Source organism: Micromonospora sp. MP36, assembly GCF_008119785.1.
In the GTDB taxonomy this organism is placed as follows: Bacteria; Actinomycetota; Actinomycetes; order Mycobacteriales; family Micromonosporaceae; genus Micromonospora.
Genome location: NZ_VSFA01000008.1, coordinates 65,382 through 84,532, shown reverse-complemented (window position 1 = coordinate 84,532; position 19,151 = coordinate 65,382). Strand labels below are relative to the sequence as shown.

The 19,151-nt window shown below is 70.9% G+C and carries 15 protein-coding genes and 1 pseudogene; 3 read left to right on the top strand and 13 right to left on the bottom strand.

The window, feature by feature from the left end:
• Window positions 1-35: 35 nt before the first annotated feature.
• Complete coding sequence (locus FXF52_RS10430) at window positions 36-890, bottom strand: helix-turn-helix transcriptional regulator (protein ID WP_148795880.1); 855 nt, start codon at window positions 888-890, stop codon at window positions 36-38.
• Between the two features lie 99 nt (window positions 891-989).
• Here FXF52_RS10430 and FXF52_RS10425 point away from each other — a divergent pair.
• The 3 genes and pseudogenes from FXF52_RS10425 to FXF52_RS10420 form a co-directional block, all read left to right on the top strand.
• Window positions 990-1,501 (top strand): annotated as a pseudogene (locus FXF52_RS10425) (SDR family oxidoreductase); the annotation flags it as partial.
• An 18-nt stretch (window positions 1,502-1,519) separates the two neighbouring features.
• Window positions 1,520-1,753: a hypothetical protein gene (locus FXF52_RS42450; RefSeq protein ID WP_222870476.1), complete on the top strand. Its 234-nt coding sequence runs from the start codon at window positions 1,520-1,522 to the stop codon at window positions 1,751-1,753.
• Between the two features lie 261 nt (window positions 1,754-2,014).
• A complete protein-coding gene (locus tag FXF52_RS10420) occupies window positions 2,015-2,884 on the top strand; it encodes an endonuclease/exonuclease/phosphatase family protein (RefSeq protein WP_148795878.1) in 870 nt (289 codons plus the stop codon).
• Between the two features lie 222 nt (window positions 2,885-3,106).
• Here the strand turns inward: FXF52_RS10420 and FXF52_RS10415 are convergent, their stop codons facing one another.
• The 12 genes from FXF52_RS10415 to FXF52_RS10365 form a co-directional block, all read right to left on the bottom strand.
• A complete protein-coding gene (locus FXF52_RS10415) occupies window positions 3,107-6,286 on the bottom strand; it encodes a M20/M25/M40 family metallo-hydrolase (RefSeq protein ID WP_148795876.1) in 3,180 nt (1,059 codons plus the stop codon).
• A gap of 99 nt (window positions 6,287-6,385) precedes the next feature.
• Window positions 6,386-6,781, bottom strand: a complete 396-nt coding sequence (locus tag FXF52_RS10410; RefSeq protein WP_148795874.1) for a hypothetical protein — start codon at window positions 6,779-6,781, stop codon at window positions 6,386-6,388.
• Window positions 6,778-8,118 (bottom strand): AAA domain-containing protein, encoded by a 1,341-nt coding sequence (locus tag FXF52_RS10405; RefSeq protein ID WP_148795872.1) that lies wholly within the window; start codon window positions 8,116-8,118, stop codon window positions 6,778-6,780. The genes FXF52_RS10410 and FXF52_RS10405 overlap by 4 nt, the downstream gene beginning before the upstream one ends.
• 345 nt (window positions 8,119-8,463) lie before the next feature.
• Window positions 8,464-9,414, bottom strand: a complete 951-nt coding sequence (locus FXF52_RS10400) for an NADP-dependent oxidoreductase (RefSeq protein ID WP_222870475.1) — start codon at window positions 9,412-9,414, stop codon at window positions 8,464-8,466.
• Window positions 9,415-9,511: 97 nt separating this feature from the next.
• Window positions 9,512-9,664, bottom strand: coding sequence for a hypothetical protein (locus FXF52_RS41565; RefSeq protein WP_187413428.1), 153 nt, complete (start codon window positions 9,662-9,664; stop codon window positions 9,512-9,514).
• 185 nt (window positions 9,665-9,849) lie between these two features.
• The gene (locus tag FXF52_RS10395) at window positions 9,850-12,222 is read right to left on the bottom strand and encodes an acylase (protein ID WP_148795870.1); all 2,373 of its coding nucleotides are present in this window, start codon (window positions 12,220-12,222) and stop codon (window positions 9,850-9,852) included.
• 188 nt (window positions 12,223-12,410) lie between these two features.
• Complete coding sequence (locus FXF52_RS10390; RefSeq protein WP_148795868.1) at window positions 12,411-13,589, bottom strand: MFS transporter; 1,179 nt, start codon at window positions 13,587-13,589, stop codon at window positions 12,411-12,413.
• A 2-nt stretch (window positions 13,590-13,591) separates the two neighbouring features.
• The gene (locus tag FXF52_RS10385; protein WP_148795866.1) at window positions 13,592-15,016 is read right to left on the bottom strand and encodes a bifunctional 2-methylcitrate dehydratase/aconitate hydratase; all 1,425 of its coding nucleotides are present in this window, start codon (window positions 15,014-15,016) and stop codon (window positions 13,592-13,594) included.
• Between the two features lie 21 nt (window positions 15,017-15,037).
• Complete coding sequence (locus FXF52_RS10380; RefSeq protein WP_148795864.1) at window positions 15,038-16,573, bottom strand: tripartite tricarboxylate transporter permease; 1,536 nt, start codon at window positions 16,571-16,573, stop codon at window positions 15,038-15,040.
• The gene (locus FXF52_RS10375; protein WP_222870474.1) at window positions 16,573-17,145 is read right to left on the bottom strand and encodes a tripartite tricarboxylate transporter TctB family protein; all 573 of its coding nucleotides are present in this window, start codon (window positions 17,143-17,145) and stop codon (window positions 16,573-16,575) included. The genes FXF52_RS10380 and FXF52_RS10375 overlap by 1 nt, the downstream gene beginning before the upstream one ends.
• Window positions 17,142-18,146, bottom strand: a complete 1,005-nt coding sequence (locus FXF52_RS10370; protein WP_148795862.1) for a tripartite tricarboxylate transporter substrate binding protein — start codon at window positions 18,144-18,146, stop codon at window positions 17,142-17,144. The genes FXF52_RS10375 and FXF52_RS10370 overlap by 4 nt, the downstream gene beginning before the upstream one ends.
• Before the next feature lie 40 nt (window positions 18,147-18,186).
• The gene (locus tag FXF52_RS10365; protein ID WP_148795972.1) at window positions 18,187-19,044 is read right to left on the bottom strand and encodes an oxaloacetate decarboxylase; all 858 of its coding nucleotides are present in this window, start codon (window positions 19,042-19,044) and stop codon (window positions 18,187-18,189) included.
• Between the last annotated feature and the right edge of the window lie 107 nt (window positions 19,045-19,151).

Sequence of the window (19,151 nt, the reverse complement as noted above, 5' to 3'; positions counted from 1 at the left end):
TGGGCGGACTGCGCCTGATGTCGATGACGGCAGCATTACATCGGCCTCGCCTCGGCGGGGAACTGCTCATGCCCCAGCACGCCGAGCAGTTGCAGCTTCTCGTGGCCATCGCTGCGCGGTGGCGCGGTGAGCACCAGCAGCGCCTGGGACTGGTCCTCGGTGAACAGCACCTGGCAGTCGAGTTCGATCGCACCGAGCTGGGGGTGGACGAGCGTCTTGTGGTCCGCGAAGCGCTTGGCCACCTCATGCCGTTCCCACAGCTCGGCGAACTCGGCGCTCGCCTTCTGCAGCGCCCGCACCAGCGCGCCGGCCCGCGACTGCGGGCCCATCGACCCGTACGCGGCGCGCAGGTTGGCGACCTGGGCGCGGCTCTGCCGGTCGCGGTCCTCCTCGGGGTAGCGCAGCCGCTCCGCGGGATCGGTGAACCACCGGTAGATCTCGCTGCGGGCGAGGCCCGTGTAGCCCGATCTGTCCCCGAACAGGGCTTCGGCCATCCGATTCTGCACGAGGGTCTCGCCGAGGTTGGACAGGATGAGCGCCGGGGTGTCGTCGAGCCGGTCCAGCACGCGCAGCAGCGCCGGGGCGACGTGCGTCGCCGCGGACACGGCCGTCGGAGCGTTCTGCCCGGCCACCCGGAAGAGGTAGTCGCGTTCGTCGCCGGTCAGCCGCAGCGCCCGGGCGAGCGACGCGAGCATCTGCGGGCTCGGCTGCGGGCCGCGCTGCTGTTCGAGCCGGGTGTAGTAGTCGGTCGACATGGCGGCGAGGGCGGCGACCTCCTCCCGCCGCAGGCCGGGTGCGCGCCGGCGCGCGCCGGCAGCCAGCCCGACATCCCCGGGCTGCAGCGCCTCCCGGCGGCGGCGCAGGAAATCGGCCAGGGCTGCACGGTCCATGATCCCAGTATCCGCGCGCCGCACGGGCGAACCAGGGATTGCCGATCCCCCGACAACCGGTCTCTTCATCCGCCCCTGAGGACCCGCGAGGCTCAGCACATGAACATCTCCGGCAACACCATCTTCATCCCCGGCGCCACGAGCGGTATCGGCCTCGCCCTCGCGCTCGCGCTGCAGGCCAGGGGCAACACGCTCATCGTCGGCGGCCGGCGGACCGACCTGCTCGACAAGATCGCTGCCGAGCATCCCGGGATCGACACCGTGCAGATCGACACGACGGATCCGGCGAGCATCGACGCCGCCGCGAAGCAGGTGCTGGCGAAGCACCCGGAGCTCAACGTCCTGGTCACGATGGCCGGCATCATGCGGGTCGAGGACTGGCGCCAGCCCGAATCGTTCCTCGCCTCGGCCGAGGCGGTGGTGACGACCAACGTGCTCGGCCCGATCCGGCTCATCGCCGCGTTCATCGAGCATCTGCGGGCGCAGCCGGACGCCACCCTCGTCACCGTCTCCTCCGGCCTCGCGTTCGCGCCGTTGAGGCCACCCCGAGCTACAACGCGTCGAAGGCCGCGATCCACATGCTCAGCGAGTCGATCCGGTTGCAGCTCGCCGACACGACCGTGAAGGTCGTGGAGCTTGAACCGCCTGCGGTTCGTACCTCGTTGCTGCCCGGGCAGGAGGAGAGCGAGTTCGCGATGCCGCTGGAGGAGTTCGTGGCGGAGGTCGTCGCGCTGCTGGAGTCGCAGCCCGACGCCAGGGAGATCCAGGTCGAGCGGGTGAAGTTCCTCCGCTACGGCGAGGCGCGCGGCGATTACGACCAGGTCGTCGAGACGCTCAACGCGTCCGACCCGCACGGAAAGTAGGGTCCAGGCTCCCCGGGCGGCGCGGCGTCGACGCCGCGCCGCCGGCGCAGGCGAAAGGCCGGCCGGTCGGACGCCGATCAGGGTGGCCATCGACACGCCATCGGCTGGTCATGCCGGCTTCGGCAAGAGATCATCGACGGCGTCACCGGCGGCGTTTAGGGTCTGTACGCCCCCTACTGGGCGAACTGTGCGCCGCTCTCGTACCGGAGGAAACGCCTCAGCGGCACTGGCCTTTCCACCCCGTCTGATCCGGAGGACCCGTTGAGACTGAGCATTCATCGCCGTACCCTGCTCGGCGCCGCGCTCGCCGCCGCGCTGGGACCGCTGTCGCTGGCCGCGCCGGCCAGCGCGAGCGAGCCTGCGGGATCGGCCGCGCCGCCCGTGGCGCTGCGCGTGGCCACCTACAACATCCATGCCGGGGCCGGCGAGGACAACGTGTTCGACCTCGACCGGACCGCCGAGGCGATCCGGATGCTGGACGCCGACGTGGTCGGCCTGCAGGAGGTCGACGTCCACTGGGGCGACCGCAGCGACTTCGTCGACGAGGCCCAGGAACTCGCCGACCGGCTGGGCATGTCGGCCTTCTTCGCGCCGATCTACGACTTCGACCCGCTGACCGCCGGTGCGGCCCGCCGGCAGTACGGGGTCGCGGTGCTCAGCCGTTACCCGATCCTCGAGGCGGAGAACCACGAGATCACCCGGCTGTCCACCCAGGTGCCCAACCCGGTGCCGGCCCCGGCGCCGGGCTTCGCCGAGGTGACGATCAACGTGCGGGGTGCGCACGTGCACGTGTACTCCACGCACCTCGACTACCGGTCGGACCCGACCGTGCGGCGCATGCAGGTCGCGGACACGCTGAACATTCTGGCTGCCGACTCCGGGCCGAAGGTGCTGGTCGGCGACCTCAACGCGGAGCCGGGGGCGCCCGAGCTGGCTGCCCTGTGGGAGGACCTGCGGGATACCGCCCCGACGGGTGCCAGGACGTACCCGGCGATCAACCCGGTGAAGCGGATCGACGTCATCAGCGTCTCGCCGGACATCACGGTGGTGGGCAGCGACACGGTGGCGACGGCGGCGTCGGACCACCGGCCGGTGGTCGCCGACCTCCTGCTGCACCAGCGCGGCAACTGATCCGGGCGGCAGCCGACGCGGGGTGCTCCGGGACCGGCGCACCCCGGGACGGATCCCCACGCCCAATGGCGCACAACGGAGTGGAGCCACTACCGACGGCAGTGGCTCCACTCCTCCGTTGTCAATGCGTCTCGCACCCCGGCGGCCGCTGACCCCGAGTCGAGGGATCCTGCCTCCGCGTATGCCCTCTCGTGCGCGCGCTGAACTTGCGGTTCACATGCGTCACACGATGGAGATCGACCGCACCTGGGTGTTGCCCTTGGTGTCGACGAATACCTTGTAATCGCCGACGGTGTAGGTGCCCGCGGCGTTGTTGTCGATGGTGAACGTGGCCGTCACCGGAGACTCGCTGCCGTCGACATGGGTCTGCTTCACCGTGATGGTCAACTCGTTCGTGTTGCCCGTCAGCTTCTTCACCACCGCCGACGGCTTCGCATCGACGACCGCGTTGGCGACTGTCACGTAGACCGCGTCGGGTGAAGAGAACTCCGCGTTCTTCTGCCCGTCACCGAACACGAAGAAGCCCCGCTGTTCGATGGCCCCGCGCCCGGGGAACGGATCCGGGTTCGAGGCCAGGTACGTCGGATTGACCGTGTACAGGTCCGTCTTGGAATCCGCGAGCATGGCCTGCACCCCGGTGTACGGGGCATCGGTGATCGCGAGGTTGACCGACAGGTAGATGGCGTTGGGGTTGTTGGCCGAGATGCGCGAGGAGAAGTACTTGTCCGCGTTCTGCCCCGCAGGAACGGCCAGCGGCACAACCTTGTCGCCGACGAGAATGTTGAACTGGAAGTCGCCGTAGCCGCCGGCGACGAACTTCGCCCAAGCCGCGTCCGACATGTGGTCGGGGCGCTCCACCTTGAACTCCAGACGCATCGGCGCCACGTAGGTGGAGTTCAGGTACTCGGTGTCGGTCAGGGGCAGGTAGACCCCTCCCGGGGCGTGCCCCAGTTCGAAAGCCGACGCTGTCGGGGTCGAGTTGCCGCGCCCGTTCCACATCGGGATGTTGAACGAGGTGGCGCCGAGCAGGGCCTGGTTGCCCAACTGGCTCGTGCCGACAGCGGCCGACGCGTCCTTGTAGGTTCCGATCGTGACGTCGAGCAGGTCGAGGTCCGCCCGGTCGGCGTTCAGCCCCGGCATGTCTGCCCACATGAACTTGGCACCGGCGGGCCCGGAGTACCGGGCCATCTCCAGCATGCCATCGGCCATGATCTTGGTCATCTGCACTGCCGAGTCGACCTTCATCCGCTCGTTGGCCGTGTGCCACCAGCGCTCGTTACCCGGGATGACGGCGCCGAAGGCGGTCATCTTGTTGCGGAAGCTGCTGGCCAGGGTGCCGCCGGTCGTGCCCTGCGGATAGACCACGTCCCTGAGGGAATACGGATCCGGGAACGCCCCCGGGTTGCGGTTGATCGAGGCTTGGTAGCTCCCGAACTGAAGAGCCGTCAGCGGGTTGTCGTGAGTGACGTACAACCCGGCGCCGACGGGCGAGCCGAGGTTGCCGATGGTGAACCCCTTCGCCTGGAAGGCGGCCGTGACCGCCGTCGTTGCCTGGCTGGAGTCAGCCGCGGTGACGTGCATGCTGCGCACATACATCGGCATGCTGAGGACGCCGGAGGCGTCCGTGTAGAAGCTCGTCGGGGTCTCCGAATTGATGCCGCCCATGAGGGCAAAGGTCAGGTTCGGCGTGCCGTTGCTCGGGTTGCGCAACAGGTTCGCCGGGATGCCCATGTACTTGCCGATATAGGCTTCGCCTTCGACACCGTCGCGGAAGAACAGGTCGCTGATGCCGTCGGCGGCTTTCTTCAATTGCATGTCGGCGGCCGTGCCCAGTGCGCCGAGTCCCTGGGAGAGGAGGAACATTCCCCACACGACGGCATTCTTGCCGTACTGCGGGGTCGGCATCTCCATCGCCACATCGGTGTTGATCTCCAGCGTGAGCGAGTCGCCGGTGATCGTGGTCTGCACCTTGGGGGTGGTGCGGGGAGCAGCCGGGAGCCAACCCTTCGTGGTCGCGGCAGCGGTGATCGCCGACACGAATCGGTCACGCTCGGCGGAGCCGGCCCCCGCCACGTCGAGGGTGAAGATTGCCCGGGAGGCGATCTGCGTGGTGCTGCCGTAGGCGATGTCCTTGAGCGTCGGGTCGCCTTCGCGCAGGGTTACGCCGGCGGTGGCAGCCGTCAGCCGGAAGGCCTTGGTGCTGTCCGCGGCCAAGCTCATCGACACCGGCGGGGTCACCGATCCGGAGTTGCCGACGATGACCGGGAACCGCGAGTCGGAGGTGTAGGCCGCGATCGGGATCTCTTCCCGGTTGAGGTTCTTGTAGGCCCAGTTGTCGTAGAAGCTCGGGTTCGAGTTGTACGGGATGGACTGGAAGGTGGCGGTGTTCGTCGTCGAGGGCGTGCCGGGACCGCCGTCTTCGTAGATTCCCATGACGATGCGGATGCGTCGGTCGAGGGGCAACCCCGCCTCGAGCAGCGCCTTGGCCGCGAGCAGCGTCGCCAGCGTCGGGCCGCTGTCGTCCTGGATGCCCGCCCCGTAGACCCAGCCGTCCTTGACGTAGGGCGAGTGGTACGCACCAGGAGTGCCGAGGTTGCCATCGGCGTCCCGCCAGCGCGCCAGCTGGGCCGGCGAAACGGAAGCCGTCGGCGAGTCGAGGTGACTCAACGCCATGACCATCTCCGGGGCGTCCGGGTCACCGATCTCCGCGTAGACGTACTTGTCCGGCTGGCGTTGAACGACCACCGGGAAACCCAGGTCGGTGGCCAGCTTGACCACCCAGGCGAGCTTGGCGACCTTGCGGTCGTACTCGTGCTGGTTGGCTTCGGTGTTGCTGACCGGGAAGGGGTACGCCGTCGCGGCCGTGCCGCCTCGGGAGATGGAGTCGTAGCTCGACCCGTCCAGCATCGCCCCGACCAGAGTGAGCGGGTCGTAGGTGCCGTCCCCCGCCCGCGCGCTGTTGACGCGTCCAGCCAACGCCTCGACTTCCGCGTGGATCGCGTCGCGCTCGGCGTCGGTCACCGACAGATCGTAGGTGACACTCGGCTGGAAGCCCTCCTCGCCGACGCTGGCCGCGGACGCGTGGGGCGCGGGCGCAACGGTCGCCGCGAGGGACCCGGCGAGCAGGACGGAGAAGATGGTCGTCCGTCTGTTTCTCATAGACGCTCCAGAACAGGGGGATGGCACTTTGCCGACAGCACACGCCAGCCATGCCGCTAGTGGCTGACGGAGCGGGATTTCTTGAGGATGATCTGAGAATCGGCCGGTGCCGTCAGCTCGGCCGCAGCCGGTAGCCCACCCCGCGTACGGTCTCCACCAGGCCGGCGTCGTCGAGCTTGCGACACGGCCGAAAGTGACACGGCAGCGACCTGGCTTGACCTGCCTCGCGGCGCTGGCCGCCACGTCGAGGAGCTGCGCGAGTCCTGGTACGGCATTTCGCCTGGTCGGCGCGGTACCGACCAGAATGGTTGGGCCTGGAGTTACCCGGGCTTATGGCCCGGCCTACCGCTCGCCGGCGGCTGGCCGCAGGCGGCTCATCTGCGGGTCGAAGCAGACAAGACCACGGTCGGCGGCCATGCGTGCGGCGCCGGCCGACACCTCCTCACATCTGCTGAAGACCATGGCGAGGTACACGATCGGCCCGGAGGCGCTGTTCATCAACCCGCCCGTCGACCAGGGACTGTCGTCCTCCCAGTCGTCGTCGTCCACGTCCTCGTCGTCCGCTTCCTCGATGTGCCAGCGTTCCAGCAGAGCCTCGACGTAGGCCCGGATGCGTGGTGTCGGCGGGACGCGGTATTCCTTGTCGAGGTACTTCTCGTAAAGCTGCTCAAACAGCGCCGCCGCGGCAGCATCGTCCGACGGCCGGTCGCCTTCCCATACGGCGAGGTCGTAACTCACACCCGGCAGCCCGTCGCAACGGCTGCCACCGAGGCGAGGTGGGTGAGCATCGTGTGGTTGGCTTCCCAGCCGTCCGGGAACTTCACCGGCACGTCCAGGTGCACCCGCTCGGTCGACGGGTGCGCGTCGAGCAGCTCAACGATCCCAGCCCGCGCCACCACGAGGCACGCGTGCCGGTGCCGGGAGGCCAGCACGCACAGCCGCCCCGATTCCAGGTGGAACGCCGTCGCGTCCCGCCGCCCGGACAGCGGGTGCAGCACGACCGTCACGTCGTACTCCCGGCCCTGCAGCCGGTTGGCGGTGTCGACGGTGATGCCCGCGCCGGCCTCACCCAGCCGGGCTCGGATGGCCGCCACCTGGTCGCGGTGGGCGGCGCCGATGGCGATCCGGTCCGCGGTCACCGGCGCGCCGTCGGGCGCCTGCTCGGAGATCGCGACCGCACCCCGGGCCAGCACCCGCAGGGCCAGCGCCGCGCAGGCCGCCGCGGCCTCCCCATCGGTACGCAGCGTGTGCCGGGCCGGCAGCTCGTACAGCCCCCAGCCGGTGGCCGCCGCCAGGTCCACGGTCGCGTCGTAGGCGTCGCCGGGTCCGGGCTCGGTGAGCGTGAGGGCGCGGTCGGCGTGGCCGGTGCCGGCGCGGAAGCCGGTGAACGGGTAGAACGCCGCCGCCACGACCGGCGCGGCGGTGGCGGGCAGCCGCCAGGACACGGGCAACCGGTGTACGGGCAGGTCCGGGTTGTGCCGCAGCAGGGTGGCCACCGCCGACTGCATCGGATCCCAGGTGAGACCGGTCCAGCGGGCGGTCTCGACGGTGGAGAACGGGTCGAGCTGCCCGGGGTCACCCACGAACAGCGCCCGCTCGAACCTGCCGGCCACGCGCAGCAGGGCGTCCGAGCGCATCTGGTACGCCTCGTCGACGATCGCCCACGGCCAGCAGCCCTCGGCGACGGTGGCCCACTTCGCGGCCGTACCGATGATGACGGCCGAGGCGGCGAGGTCGGCGACCTTGGCGGCGACCCGGACCGTCTCGTGGCTCTCCACCCGGTCGGTCGGCTTGTAGTCGGTGGCGGAGAGCCGGCCGATGCGCAGCTCGGGGGCCTTGCGGGCGAGCCGGTCGATGAGGTCGTCGACCTGCTCGTTGGTCTGCGCGATGATGATCAGCGGCTCGCCGGCGGCGGCCAGTTCGACGGCGGCGCGGACCACGAGGGTGGACTTGCCGGCGCCGGGCGGCGAGTCGACCACGACCCCCCGATGCGCGCCGGATCGCAGGTCGGCGAGCACGGCGGTGATCACCCGCTCCGCCTCGACGGCGGGCGGCACCGACAATCCCGCGAGCATCCCTCCCCCCTCCCGGCCGCGCCCGAGCGGGCGGCGGTCCCGTCACCATACGAGCCGGGTGCGGGCCGCTGGCGGACGCCACCGGCCCGCACCGCCGGTCAGCGGCGGCGCTCCCCACCCGGCGCTACGGTGACCGTCGCATTCAGGTACGTGCAGCCGCGGCGACGTCGTTTCGGTTCATAGCGGACCCCAGCGTCTTCTCGTTCGGGGAAGGGGTGGAGCGTACGTGGACATGGACGTGGCGGAGGCTGGTCGCTGATTTGCCCACGGACCTGCTGGGACAGGCGCGTGTTCCTGGTGGCGCCCATGCTCTTGGCTTCCATCGACCGCAGGTCTTCCACATGACTAGTCAGCGACGTGGATAACGATCTTACCGCGGCGTTTGGCCGTCTCGAGCGCCTCGTAACCTGAGCGCGTCTCAGTGAGGGGCAGCACGCGGTCCAGCACCGGCCTCAACCGGCCGTCGTCGACGAGCTCGGCGATGGAACGCAACGCGTTCTGGTCGGGCTCGACGATGAAGTACACGCCGCGGACGCCGTGCCGGGCTGCTTCCTGCTGGTCGGGTGGGGTGACGAGGGTGACCAGGACACCGCCCGGTTTCAGGACCGACCAGGACCGCGACTGCGTGGCTCCTCCGACAAGATCAACGACCACGTCCACGTCGCGAACGTGATCCTCGAAGCGGTCGTGCGCATAGTCGATGACCTGCTCGGCACCCAAGCCCTTGACGAATTCCAGGTCGGCCGCCGCCGCCGTGGCGCTCACGCGAGCACCGAGACCGGCCGCGAGTTGCACCACGTAGCTCCCCACGCCGCCGGCGCCGCCCTGCACCAGCACGTGCTGGCCGGCCTGCAGGTCGGCGTGGTCCACCAGTGCCTGCCAGGCACTCAACGCGGCCAGTGGGAGCGCTGCGGCGTGGTCGTGGTCAACGGTGGCGGGTTTGGCCGCCAGGATGGCCGCGGGCAGGGCGACGTACTCGGCGGCCGCGCCATCGCGGGTGAAAGGGATCAACCCGTAGACGGCCTCCCCCTCGGCGGGGCTCTCCACCCCCACCCCGGACGCCGCGACCACACCGGAGAACTCGTGCGACGGGATGATCGGAGTGCGCTCAGGTCCTGACCCGTCCGAGCTGTGCGTCCAAGTCTGCGGCCAGGTGAGCTCGGTGGGTGTCATGGAAGCGGCCTTCACGGCCACCAACACCTCACCCGGCCCCGGCTCGGGTCGCGGCGCCTCCTCGTACACGAGTTGCTCCGGCCCACCCCTGGTGTGAGCTCTCACGGCGTGCATCGTGCTCATCCGACGGCTGCTCCTTCCGACCGCATTCGTTGTTGCACACCGGCTCCGACCTGCGCGTCTTCCTGATCTTGTGCGCCAGGACCGGTCGGTCGCCGCGTCAGCGACGGTCGCGCGGGTGCTGCGGCGGCTTTGGCTCGTCCGGTGACGGTGGCAACTCGTCGCCCACCTCGTTTGCCGGCGTCGATTGCTTCGGGCCGAGCCCGTAACGCACCACCCAGAACAGGATGAGCGCCACAATGACGACGATCACAAAGAAGCATGCTATCCCGCCCGTGATGCCCATATCGGGAAATTATCGTGTGGTGCACAGCCGGGGACTCGGTTTCGAGGATGCTCGATCAGGTGGGCGGCGGCCTCGGCCCGTTCGGCGGCCGGCCCACGATCCCATTCCGCCCCGGGAGCGAGGGCGATAGCACGAGGCCCACACCCCACCGGTCAGCCGTGGCGCTCCCCCACCCGGTACGTGACCAGGTTCGGGTCGGCCTTGAGCTGCCGTTCGGTGAACTTGATGGTGTCGAAGCCCTTGCCCGAGTACAGCCGGGTCTGGTCGGCGTACCAGGGCGAGTTGGGGTTGGCGGACTGGGAGTAGGTGAGGATCTGCCGGCCGGACGGCCCGTTCGGGCCCAGCTCGACGGCCATCAGGAACGACGTGCCGTGCAGCACCTTCGGGTAGCCGACGCCGGGCTGTACCACGTTGATGGTCATGTTGAAGACGCCGGCCTCGGGCCAGCCACCGTGGATAGGGATGCGGTCGGCGCCGCGCGGCTCGGTCTGGATGTCGCCGAGGCGGGCATTGAGCGGGATGCCGTCGAGCAACTGGACGGCGTCGGCCAGCGCCGTGCGGATCCAAGGGTCGTCGACGGCCAGCCGGCTCGGGGTGGTGAGCGGGTTGGCCGGGTCGAACCGGTCGGCAAAGCGCAGGCCGCCGGCGCGGGCGAACTCGGTGAACACGTGCGAGCCCCGGCTGTCGAGGTCGACCCGCAGGTCCCAGCCGCGCAGGGCGGCGCAGGCGGCAGTCAGGTCGACCCGGGTGCCGTCGGAGGCGGTGGCGGCCGGGTTGGCCGTACACGATTTGACCAGGTCGTCGCGGACCAGTTCGCCGCCGTAGGCGCGGTTGCCGAGGGTGACCGCCCACAGGTTGCCGGTGGTGAAGCGGGTGCCGGGGAGCCCGTCGGTGCTGGCGAGGCGCTGCCGCACCTGATGGACGCCGAGCCGGGTACGCAGGCTGCGCTCGGTCCGCTCGTTGCCGATGATGCGGGGGAAGCCTTCGAGGGGTTGCTGCGGGTTGGCGAGCCAGTAGCTGTCGTTGGAGTTGGTCACGTAGTCGTTGCGGACCAGCGTGGGCAGGTGCGCCGGGCCGAGGATGCCGGGCACGGCGGCGTCCGGGTCCCGGCCCAGCTCGCAGGCGGAGCGGGAGCCGTCGAGGACGGCCTGGCCGCTGCCGGCGTAGAGGTTGCGGTAGGCGGCGGGGATGCAGGTGGCGGCGAGGTCGTCGGTGACCCGGGGGATGACGGAGTGGTCGGCGTAGAGGGCGTTGCCGCCGCTGTCGGCGGCGATGACGTTGACCCAGGGCAGGAACTGCCGCCGGTCGAGCACCGCCCGCAGGTCGGCCACCGACCGGGCGCGTCCCATGGCCAGCCAGCCGTCCAGGGCGCGGTTGTTGGCCGCGTTGGGGTCGCTGATGGCGTACGCGGTGTCGGCGGTCCAGTCGAACCGGCCGGGCACCACGACGACGGGGCCGAAGTGGGTGTCGTAGAGGGTGCGGCTGACCGGCCCGTCGGGGGTTTGGACGGTGACCGTGCGGGCGGTCATCTTCCGAGGCTTGCCGTCGTGCAGATAGGTGGTCGGGTCGCCGGGGCCGAGGGTCAGCTTGTGCCAGGTGAAGCGGCGGGCGGTGGAGACGGTGTGGCTCCAGGCGACTCGGCCGTTGTGGCCGATCTCGATGAGCGGGTCGCCGACCAGGGCCGCGCCCTCGACGTCGTACGAGCCGGGGATCTTCAGGTGCATCCGGTAGAACCGGTCGGGGCCGTCCCACGGGAAGTGCGGGTTGGCCAGCAGCATGCCCGACCCGCTGGCGGTGGCGTCGCGCCCGAGTGCGTACGCGTTGCTGCCGACCCCGGCCGGCGCGCCGTCGCGGGCGGCGACGAGGGCCGCCGCCTCGGGGGCGGGGAGCTGGCCGGTGATCTCGCCGGGCTGCGTAGGAGCGCCCTTGCCGGGTGGGGCGGCGGCGATGATGCCGTCGGCGAGCCCGGCGGAGCCGGCGCGGGCCATGCTGGTCCAGTGGGCCCGCCACACGTCCAGCTCGGTGATCGGCTGCACCCACGGCTTGCCGGCGCAGGCCGGGTCGGTCAGGTTCGCCGCGCCGGTGCGGCGCAGGTACGCATTGTAGCCGGCGACGAAGCCGCGGATCTGGTCGCGTACCTCGTTGGAGGGCGTGTGCAGACCGTCGCGGGGGCCGATGAGCAGCCGCTCGACGACCCGGTCGTCGATGACCTTCTGCTGGAACAGGTCGCTGGTGACGTTGACCGCGGCGTCGCCGGACGTACCGAACCAGCGGGAGCGTTGGGCGCGGACGGTGACGACGGTTTCGGCGATGGTGCAGATGTTGTCCTCGGCCTGGACGTGGCCGACGCCGTAGCCGAGGCTGGCGAAGTCGCGGGCGGTGATGTGCGGTACGCCGTACGAGGCGCGCTGGATGAGGGCCGAGTAGCCGCTGCCGTGGGCGGCGGCCGCGCTGGTGGTGGCGGTGAGGCCGGCGGCGACGAGAACTACGGCGGTGGTCGCGGCGGCGATCCGGCGCGGCCTCATCGGGCGACTCGCTGAGGGTGTGGCTGGGTCACTCGGAAGTCCTCCCCGTATGTCGAGTGTCTACTCCCGACCCAGGCTAGGGGCGCCGGCCGGTCCGGCCATCGGGGAAGATCACCCAGGTCGCTCCGGGGTTACCCGGAGGGGAATGGCGGCTGGCGAGCTACGACCTGGCCGACGACGACCGGCGGTCACCGTCCGGGCGAGCCGCGGGCCGTGGATACGGCCACCGCGCCGAGCGCGACCGCGGTGGTCAGCAGGACACCGGCCACCCCCGCGCTGGCGGCCACCAGTCCCACCCCTGCCGGTACGACGAGCTGGCCCAGCCGATTGCCGCTGAGCCGGAGCGCGAGCGCGGTGGCCCGCGCCCCGGGTGGAGCGGCCAGGGTGATCCAGGACATGGTCAGCGGCTGCCCGATGCCCAGCCCGAGACCGGCGGCGACCACCGCGACGCCGAGCGCCCATAGCGGCAGCGGGACCGCCAGCACCGCCACCGCCACGGCGGACGCGGCGATGCTGCCGACCAGCAGCCGCATCCGGCTCATCCGCTCGACCAGGGCGCCCAGGAACAGCCGCGACACCATCGAGGCGCCGGCCCGCAGCGCCAGGAGTACGCCAATCACGCGCGCCGCGATGCCCTGCTCGGCGCCGAGGGCCGGCAGGTAGATGACAAGCAGGTCGACGGCGGCCAGCACGGTGAGGCTGGCCAGGATGGCCCGGCCGAGCCCGGGCATCCGCAGCACCGTACCCATCCGGTCGCCCCGACCCGGCCGGCCGGCCGCGGAGGGCTGCGGCCGGGGCCGCAGCAGCAGGCCGGTGGCGAGCAGCGCACCGGCACCGGCGAGCGCACCGGCGAAGACCCGTTCGGTGTCCGGGACCAGCCCGCCGCCGCCGAGCACGGTGATCAGGACGGGCCCGACCGCCTGGCCCAGCGACACGGCGAACGTGTAACGCCCGAAGGCGATGTCCAGCCCGGCGTCGACCGTGGATCGGGCCACCCACGCCTGTTGCCCGACGACGGAGAACAGGTGGCCGAGGCCGAGCACCGCGCTCCACAGCACCAGCCCGGTCAGCGCGTCGGCGAACGCGGTCAGGCCGGCGGCGGCGACCAGCACGAGCAGCGCGCCCGCCAGCAGGGCGGGGCGTTCCCCGTGCCGGTCCGTCGCCCGGCCGATCAGCACGGCGGCCAGCAGCGGCAGCACCGCGAAGCTGGCCGAGATGACCCCCAGCCACGCGGCCGGGACGCCAAGTTCCAGCGCCCGGTACGACGTGGTGGGCCGGAGCAGGAAGGTGACCGACTGCAGGAGCACGGTGTGCAGGAGCAGTGCCCACGGCCAACCGGCGGCCCGTACCGAGTCGCGTGGGCGCACGGTCAGGGCACGACGAGCAGATCGAGCAGGTCGTCGGCTGGCGTGTCGAGGAGGCCGTCCCGATCGGCGAGGCTATCGGCCACCAGTTCCGCGCGCTCGTCGGGCAGCGCCGCGCCGAGCCCACGGCGCAGCTTGTCCCGCACCAGCGGCTCGGCCTCGGGCCGGCGTCGCGGGTGGCCGATCGGGATGCGGATCTCCTGCCAACCGGTGTCGGTGCCGTCGGAGAAGGTGATCCGCAGCGCGTTGGCCACTGCCCGCTCGGCGGGGTCGAGGTAGGCGCGGCTGTACTCCGGGTCCTCGGTGACGATCATCCGCTCCCGTAGTGCGTCCACCCGGCGGTCGGTCGCCGCCTCGTCGGTGTAGTGCTCCTCGTCTAGCCGGCCGTGCAGCAGGGCGATGGCCACCATGTACTGCAGGCAGTGATCCCGATCGGCCGGGTTGGCCAGGGGGCCGGTCTTGTCGATGATCCGGACCGCCGCCTCGTGCGTTCGGATCTCGATCCGGTCGATCTCGGTGACCCGGTCGCCTACCGTCGGGGCGAGCCGGAAGGCGGCTTCCACCGCCGTCTGGCCGTGGTACTCGGCCGGGAACCACGGCTTGAGCAGCACGTTCTCCATCACGTAGCTGCCCAGCGGCTGCGGCAGGGTGACCTGGTGCCCGCCGAGCAGCGAGTCCTGGAAACCCCAGCCCTTCGCGGTCAGCGGGGTACGCGGGCTCTCCGCGCGGCGCAGCGCCAGGTAGGCCAGCCGGACCGCCCGGCTGGCCGCGTCACCGGCCGCCCAGGACTTACGCCAGGTCACGTTCGGCGTGTGCCGGTACGTGCGCAGCGCACCGCCGTCGACCCAGGCGTGCCCGAGCGCCCGCCGGATGTCCTCCTCGGAACCGCCGAGCAGCCGCGTGGCCACCGCGGTCGAGGCGATCCGGACGTACGCGACGTGGTCCAGCCCGTGCCGGTTGAGCGCGGTACCGAGAGCAAGCACACCCTGGATCTCGTGCGCCTGGATCATGGCGACCAGCACGTCGCGCACGGTCGGCGGGGTGCCGCCGGTGGCCCGGGCCCGTTGGGCGAGGTGGTCGGCCAGTGGCAGGATGGCGGCCAGGTTGTCCGACGGGTGGCCCCACTCCAGAGCCAGCCAGGTGTCGTTGAAGTCCAGCCAGCGGATCAGCGTGCCGGTGCTGAACGCCGCCTGCACCGGGTCGGTGGCGTAGCCGGTCGCCAGCACCCGGCTGGGGTGCGGCGCGGCGGTCGGGAACAGCGGCTCCGCGGTCCGCCGGCACTCGGCGTCGGCCAGCCCGAGGAAGGCGCAGGCGGTGGCGTCGAGGAAGGACAGGTGGGCGGTGCGCAGGGCCAGCTCGGATTCGATCCGCTCCGGGTGGGCGGCATACTCGGCTATCTGTACCACGACGTCGTCGTAGGCGGCGGACATCAGCTCTCCTATCGGATCGTGCTAGACGGTGGAGGATTCGCGGTCTGGGGTGGGGACGCCGGCGGCCTGCTGGGCTCGCCGGGTCCGCAGCCGCAGCAGCGCCGGGACGCACAGCACGAGCACTAGGAGGCTGTAGACCGCCACGGTGAACGGGGTGCTGACCAGGGTGGTCAGGTCGCCACCGGCGATGTCCAGCGCCCGGCGCAGTTGCAACTCGGCGAGCGGGCCCAGGATGGCGCCTACGATGAGCGGGGCGATCGGGAAGCCGAAGCGACGCATGAAGTAACCCAGGACACCGACGACCAGCAGCAGGTAGACGTCGAACGACGAGCCGTTGACCGCGTACGCGCCGACCAGGGCGAACAGGCCGATGCCGGCGTACAGGTAGGGCTTGGGGATGTGCAGCATCTTCACCCACAGCCCGACCAGCGGCAGGTTGAGCACGAGCAGGATCGCGTTGCCGATGAACAGGCTGGCGATCAGTCCCCAGACCAGCGCCGGCTCGGTGTCCAGGAGCTGCGGGCCGGGCTGGATGCCGTACTGCTGGAAGGCCACCAGGATCACCGCGGCGGTCGCGGAGGTGGGGATGCCCAGGGTGAGCAGCGGGACCAGCGCGCCGGCGGCGTTGGCGTTGTTCGCCGCCTCCGGCCCGGCGACGCCCTCGATCGCGCCGTTGCCGAACTCCTCCGGCCGCCTGGACAGCCGGCGCTCCAGTGAGTACGACAGGAACGTGGGGACCTCCGAGCCGCCGGCCGGGATGGTGCCGAGCGGGAAGCCGATCGCCGTGCCGCGCAGCCATGGCTTCCAGGACCGTCGCCAGTCCTCCCGGGTCATCCAGCGCTGTCCGGCGACCGAGGCGATGCCGAAGGTGCTGGCTTGCTGGTGCGCGGCGACGTAGAGCACCTCACCGATGGCGAATAGCCCGACGATGAGCAGCACAGTGTCGATGCCGTCGAGGAGCCGGACCAGGCCGAAGTCGAGCCGCGCTTGCCCGCTCTGGAAGTCGATGCCGACCAGGCCGATGGCCAGGCCGAGGCCGAGGCTGGCGAAGCCGCGCAGCATCGACCCGCCGAGCAGCGAACCCACGCACATGAAGGCCAGCACCATCAGCGCCAGGTAGTCGGGGGCGCCGAGGCGCACGGCCAGATCGACGATTCTCGGTGCGGCCACGGCCAGCAGGCCGGTGGCGATGGTGCCGGCGAGGAACGAGCCGATCGCGGCGGTGGCCAGGGCGGCGGCTCCCCGGCCGGCCCGGGCCATCTTGTTGCCGTCGATCGCGGTGATGATCGAGCCGGACTCGCCGGGGGTCTTGAGCAGGATGGACGTGGTGGAGCCGCCGTACATCGCGCCGTAGTAGATGCCGGCGAACATGATGAACGCGCCGGACGGTTCGAGGCCGTATGTCAGCGGCAGCAGCAGGGCGATGGTGAGTGCCGGCCCGATGCCGGGCAGCACCCCGATCATCGTGCCGACGATCGTGCCGATCAGCGCGTAGCCGAGGTTGGCCAGGGTGAGGGCGACCGCGAAGCCCGCGAGCAGCTCGCTGATTCCGTCCATCAGCCGATCCCTTCCAGCGGGCCCGCAGGCAGGTCGATGCCGAGGCCGTAGGTGAAGCCGAGGTAGACGACCGCCGCCACGGCGAGTGAGATCGCCGGGGTACGGACCGGGTGGCGCGCGCCCAGCGCGTACGCGATGCCCCAGAACGCGACGAACGCCGCGACGAGGTAGCCGGCCAGGTCGAGCAGCAGCCCGTGGGCGAGCACCGCGCCGACCACGAGCAGCGCCGGACGGACCTGGGTGTGGGATGGGTCTACGTCACCCTCGCCCTCGTCGGGGGTGCCCCGGTGGCCCCGGAGCACCGCGACGATCAGGGCGGCGGCGACGGTGAGCAGGGCGACCCCGACGATGGTTGGGAAGAACGCCGGGCCGACGCCGGAGGCCGACGTCGAGGCGGGCAGTCCGGCCGCGTCGACCAGCACGGTCACCGCGACCGCCGACAGGAGTACGCCGAACGCGAGTTCACCCCACGCGATCCGGCCCCGGGCCGCCCCGGTCGGCGGTACCCCGCCGACCGGGGTCGGACCCTCGACCGGGCCGGCGGTGCCGGGTTGGTCGGTCGGAGAGGTCACTTCACCAGTCCGAGTTCGGTCAGGACGCCGCTCACCCGGGTCTGCTCCTGGCCCAGCCAGGTGCCGAACTCGTCACCGGCCAGGAAGGTGTCCTCCCAGGCCCGCTCCTTCAGCGTGGTCTTCCACCCGTCCGAGGCGTGCATCGCGGTGACCGCGTCCACGTACGCCTTCTTCTGCTCGGCGGTCAGCCCGTTCGGCGCCATGATCGAGCGCCAGTTGTAGAACTCGACCCCCGGGTGACCGACGTCGGCGATGGTCGGCACGCCCGGCATGCTCTCCACCGGCTTCGCGGCGGAGACCACCAGCGCCCGCAGCTTGCCGGCCTTCACCTGCTCCTGGAACTCGCCGGTGCCCGCGACGCCCGCGGCGACCTTGTTGCCCAGCAGCGCGGTGGTGGCCTCGCCACCGCCTGAGAACGGCACGTAGTTCACCTTGGCCGGGTCGATTCCGGCCTCCTTTGCCAGCAGGCCGATGAAGATCTGGTCCGCGCTGCCGGCCGAGCCACCGGCGATCGGGACCTTCTTCGGGTCCGCCTTGATCGCGGCCAGCAGGTCGTCGAGCTTCTGGTAGGGCGAACTTGCCGGCACCACGATCGTCTCGTACTCGCCGATCAGCCGGGCTACCGGCGTGAGATCGTCCAGGGTCACGTCCGTGCCGTTCGTGAGGACGCCGCTCATCATGGCCAGCCCGGACATGATGAGCAGGTCCTTCTTGCCCTTCTGCGGCGCCACCTGGGCGAGCGCCACGGTGCCGGAGGCGCCGGGGACGTTGGTCACCTCGACTTGGCGGGCCAGGTCGGCCTTCTGAAGCGAGTCCTGCACCGCCCGGGCGGTCTGGTCCCAGCCGCTGCCCGGCGCGGCCGGGGCGATGATGTTGAGCCGGGCGAGTTGCTTCGCGCCCTGATCGCCGCCGCCCTTGGCGGACCCGCCGCCGCATGCGGAGACGGTCGCGACGAGCGCGGCCAACACGGCCGCGATGGTGCCGGTTCTGGTGATGCGCATGGTGCTTCTCCTTTGGGGGATGAAGGAGTGGCGTGGTTCGTCAGGCGTATCGAGATTCCAGTTCGCGGTAGCTGGGCAGGCCGATGATGTCGTCACGCTCGGTGAAGGTCGTCATCCTGCCGGCCAGCCGGTCGGTGGAGCCGTTCTCGCGCAACTCCCGGGCGGTGTCCTGCATCGCCCGAATGGCCGCGCGTTGCAGGTCAGACGGCGCGATCATCAGCTTGAAGCCGAGCCGCGCCAGGTCCTGCGCGTTCATCAGGGGGGTCTTCCCGCCGGCGAACATGTTGATCAGCAGGGGTACGGGCAGTTCGTCGGCCACCCGCTCGATCTGTGCCACCGAGGTGGGCGCCTCGATGAACAGCATCTCGGCGCCGGCCCCGACGTAGGCGTGCGCGCGGGCGATCGCGGCGTCGAAGCCCTCCGCCGCGATCGCGTCGGTGCGGACGATGAGCAGCGGGCCGTCGTCGCCGCGGGCGTCGACCGCGGCCCGGACCTTGCCGGTCATCTCGTCGACGGAGATGAGTTGCTTGTCCTCGTAGTGCCCACAGCGTTTCGGGGTGACCTGGTCCTCCAGGTGCAGCGCCGCCACGCCCAGCCGGGCGAACTCCCGTACGGTGCGGCGCACGTTGAGCGCGTTGCCGTACCCGGTGTCGGCGTCCGCGATGACCGGCACGTCGACCGCATCGACCACCTCGCGCAGCCGGCCCAGCACTTCGGTCATGGTCAGCAGTCCCAGGTCCGGCACGCCGCTGCTGCGGGCCACCGCGCCGCCGCTGACGTACACCGCCTCGAAGCCGGCGAGGGCGGCGATGCGCGCTGACAGCCCGTCGTAGACGCCGGGCGCGACGACGATCCCTGGGCCAGCCAACCGGGCACGCAATTGCTGGGCGGGACTCATGGACAACGGCGCTCTCCCTCGCTTGCGAGCCGGACCAGGAACTTCTCCGGCTGAGAACGAGACCGTAACGCCGTGGGTACTTGTATGCAATAGTGCAGCGGGCAACG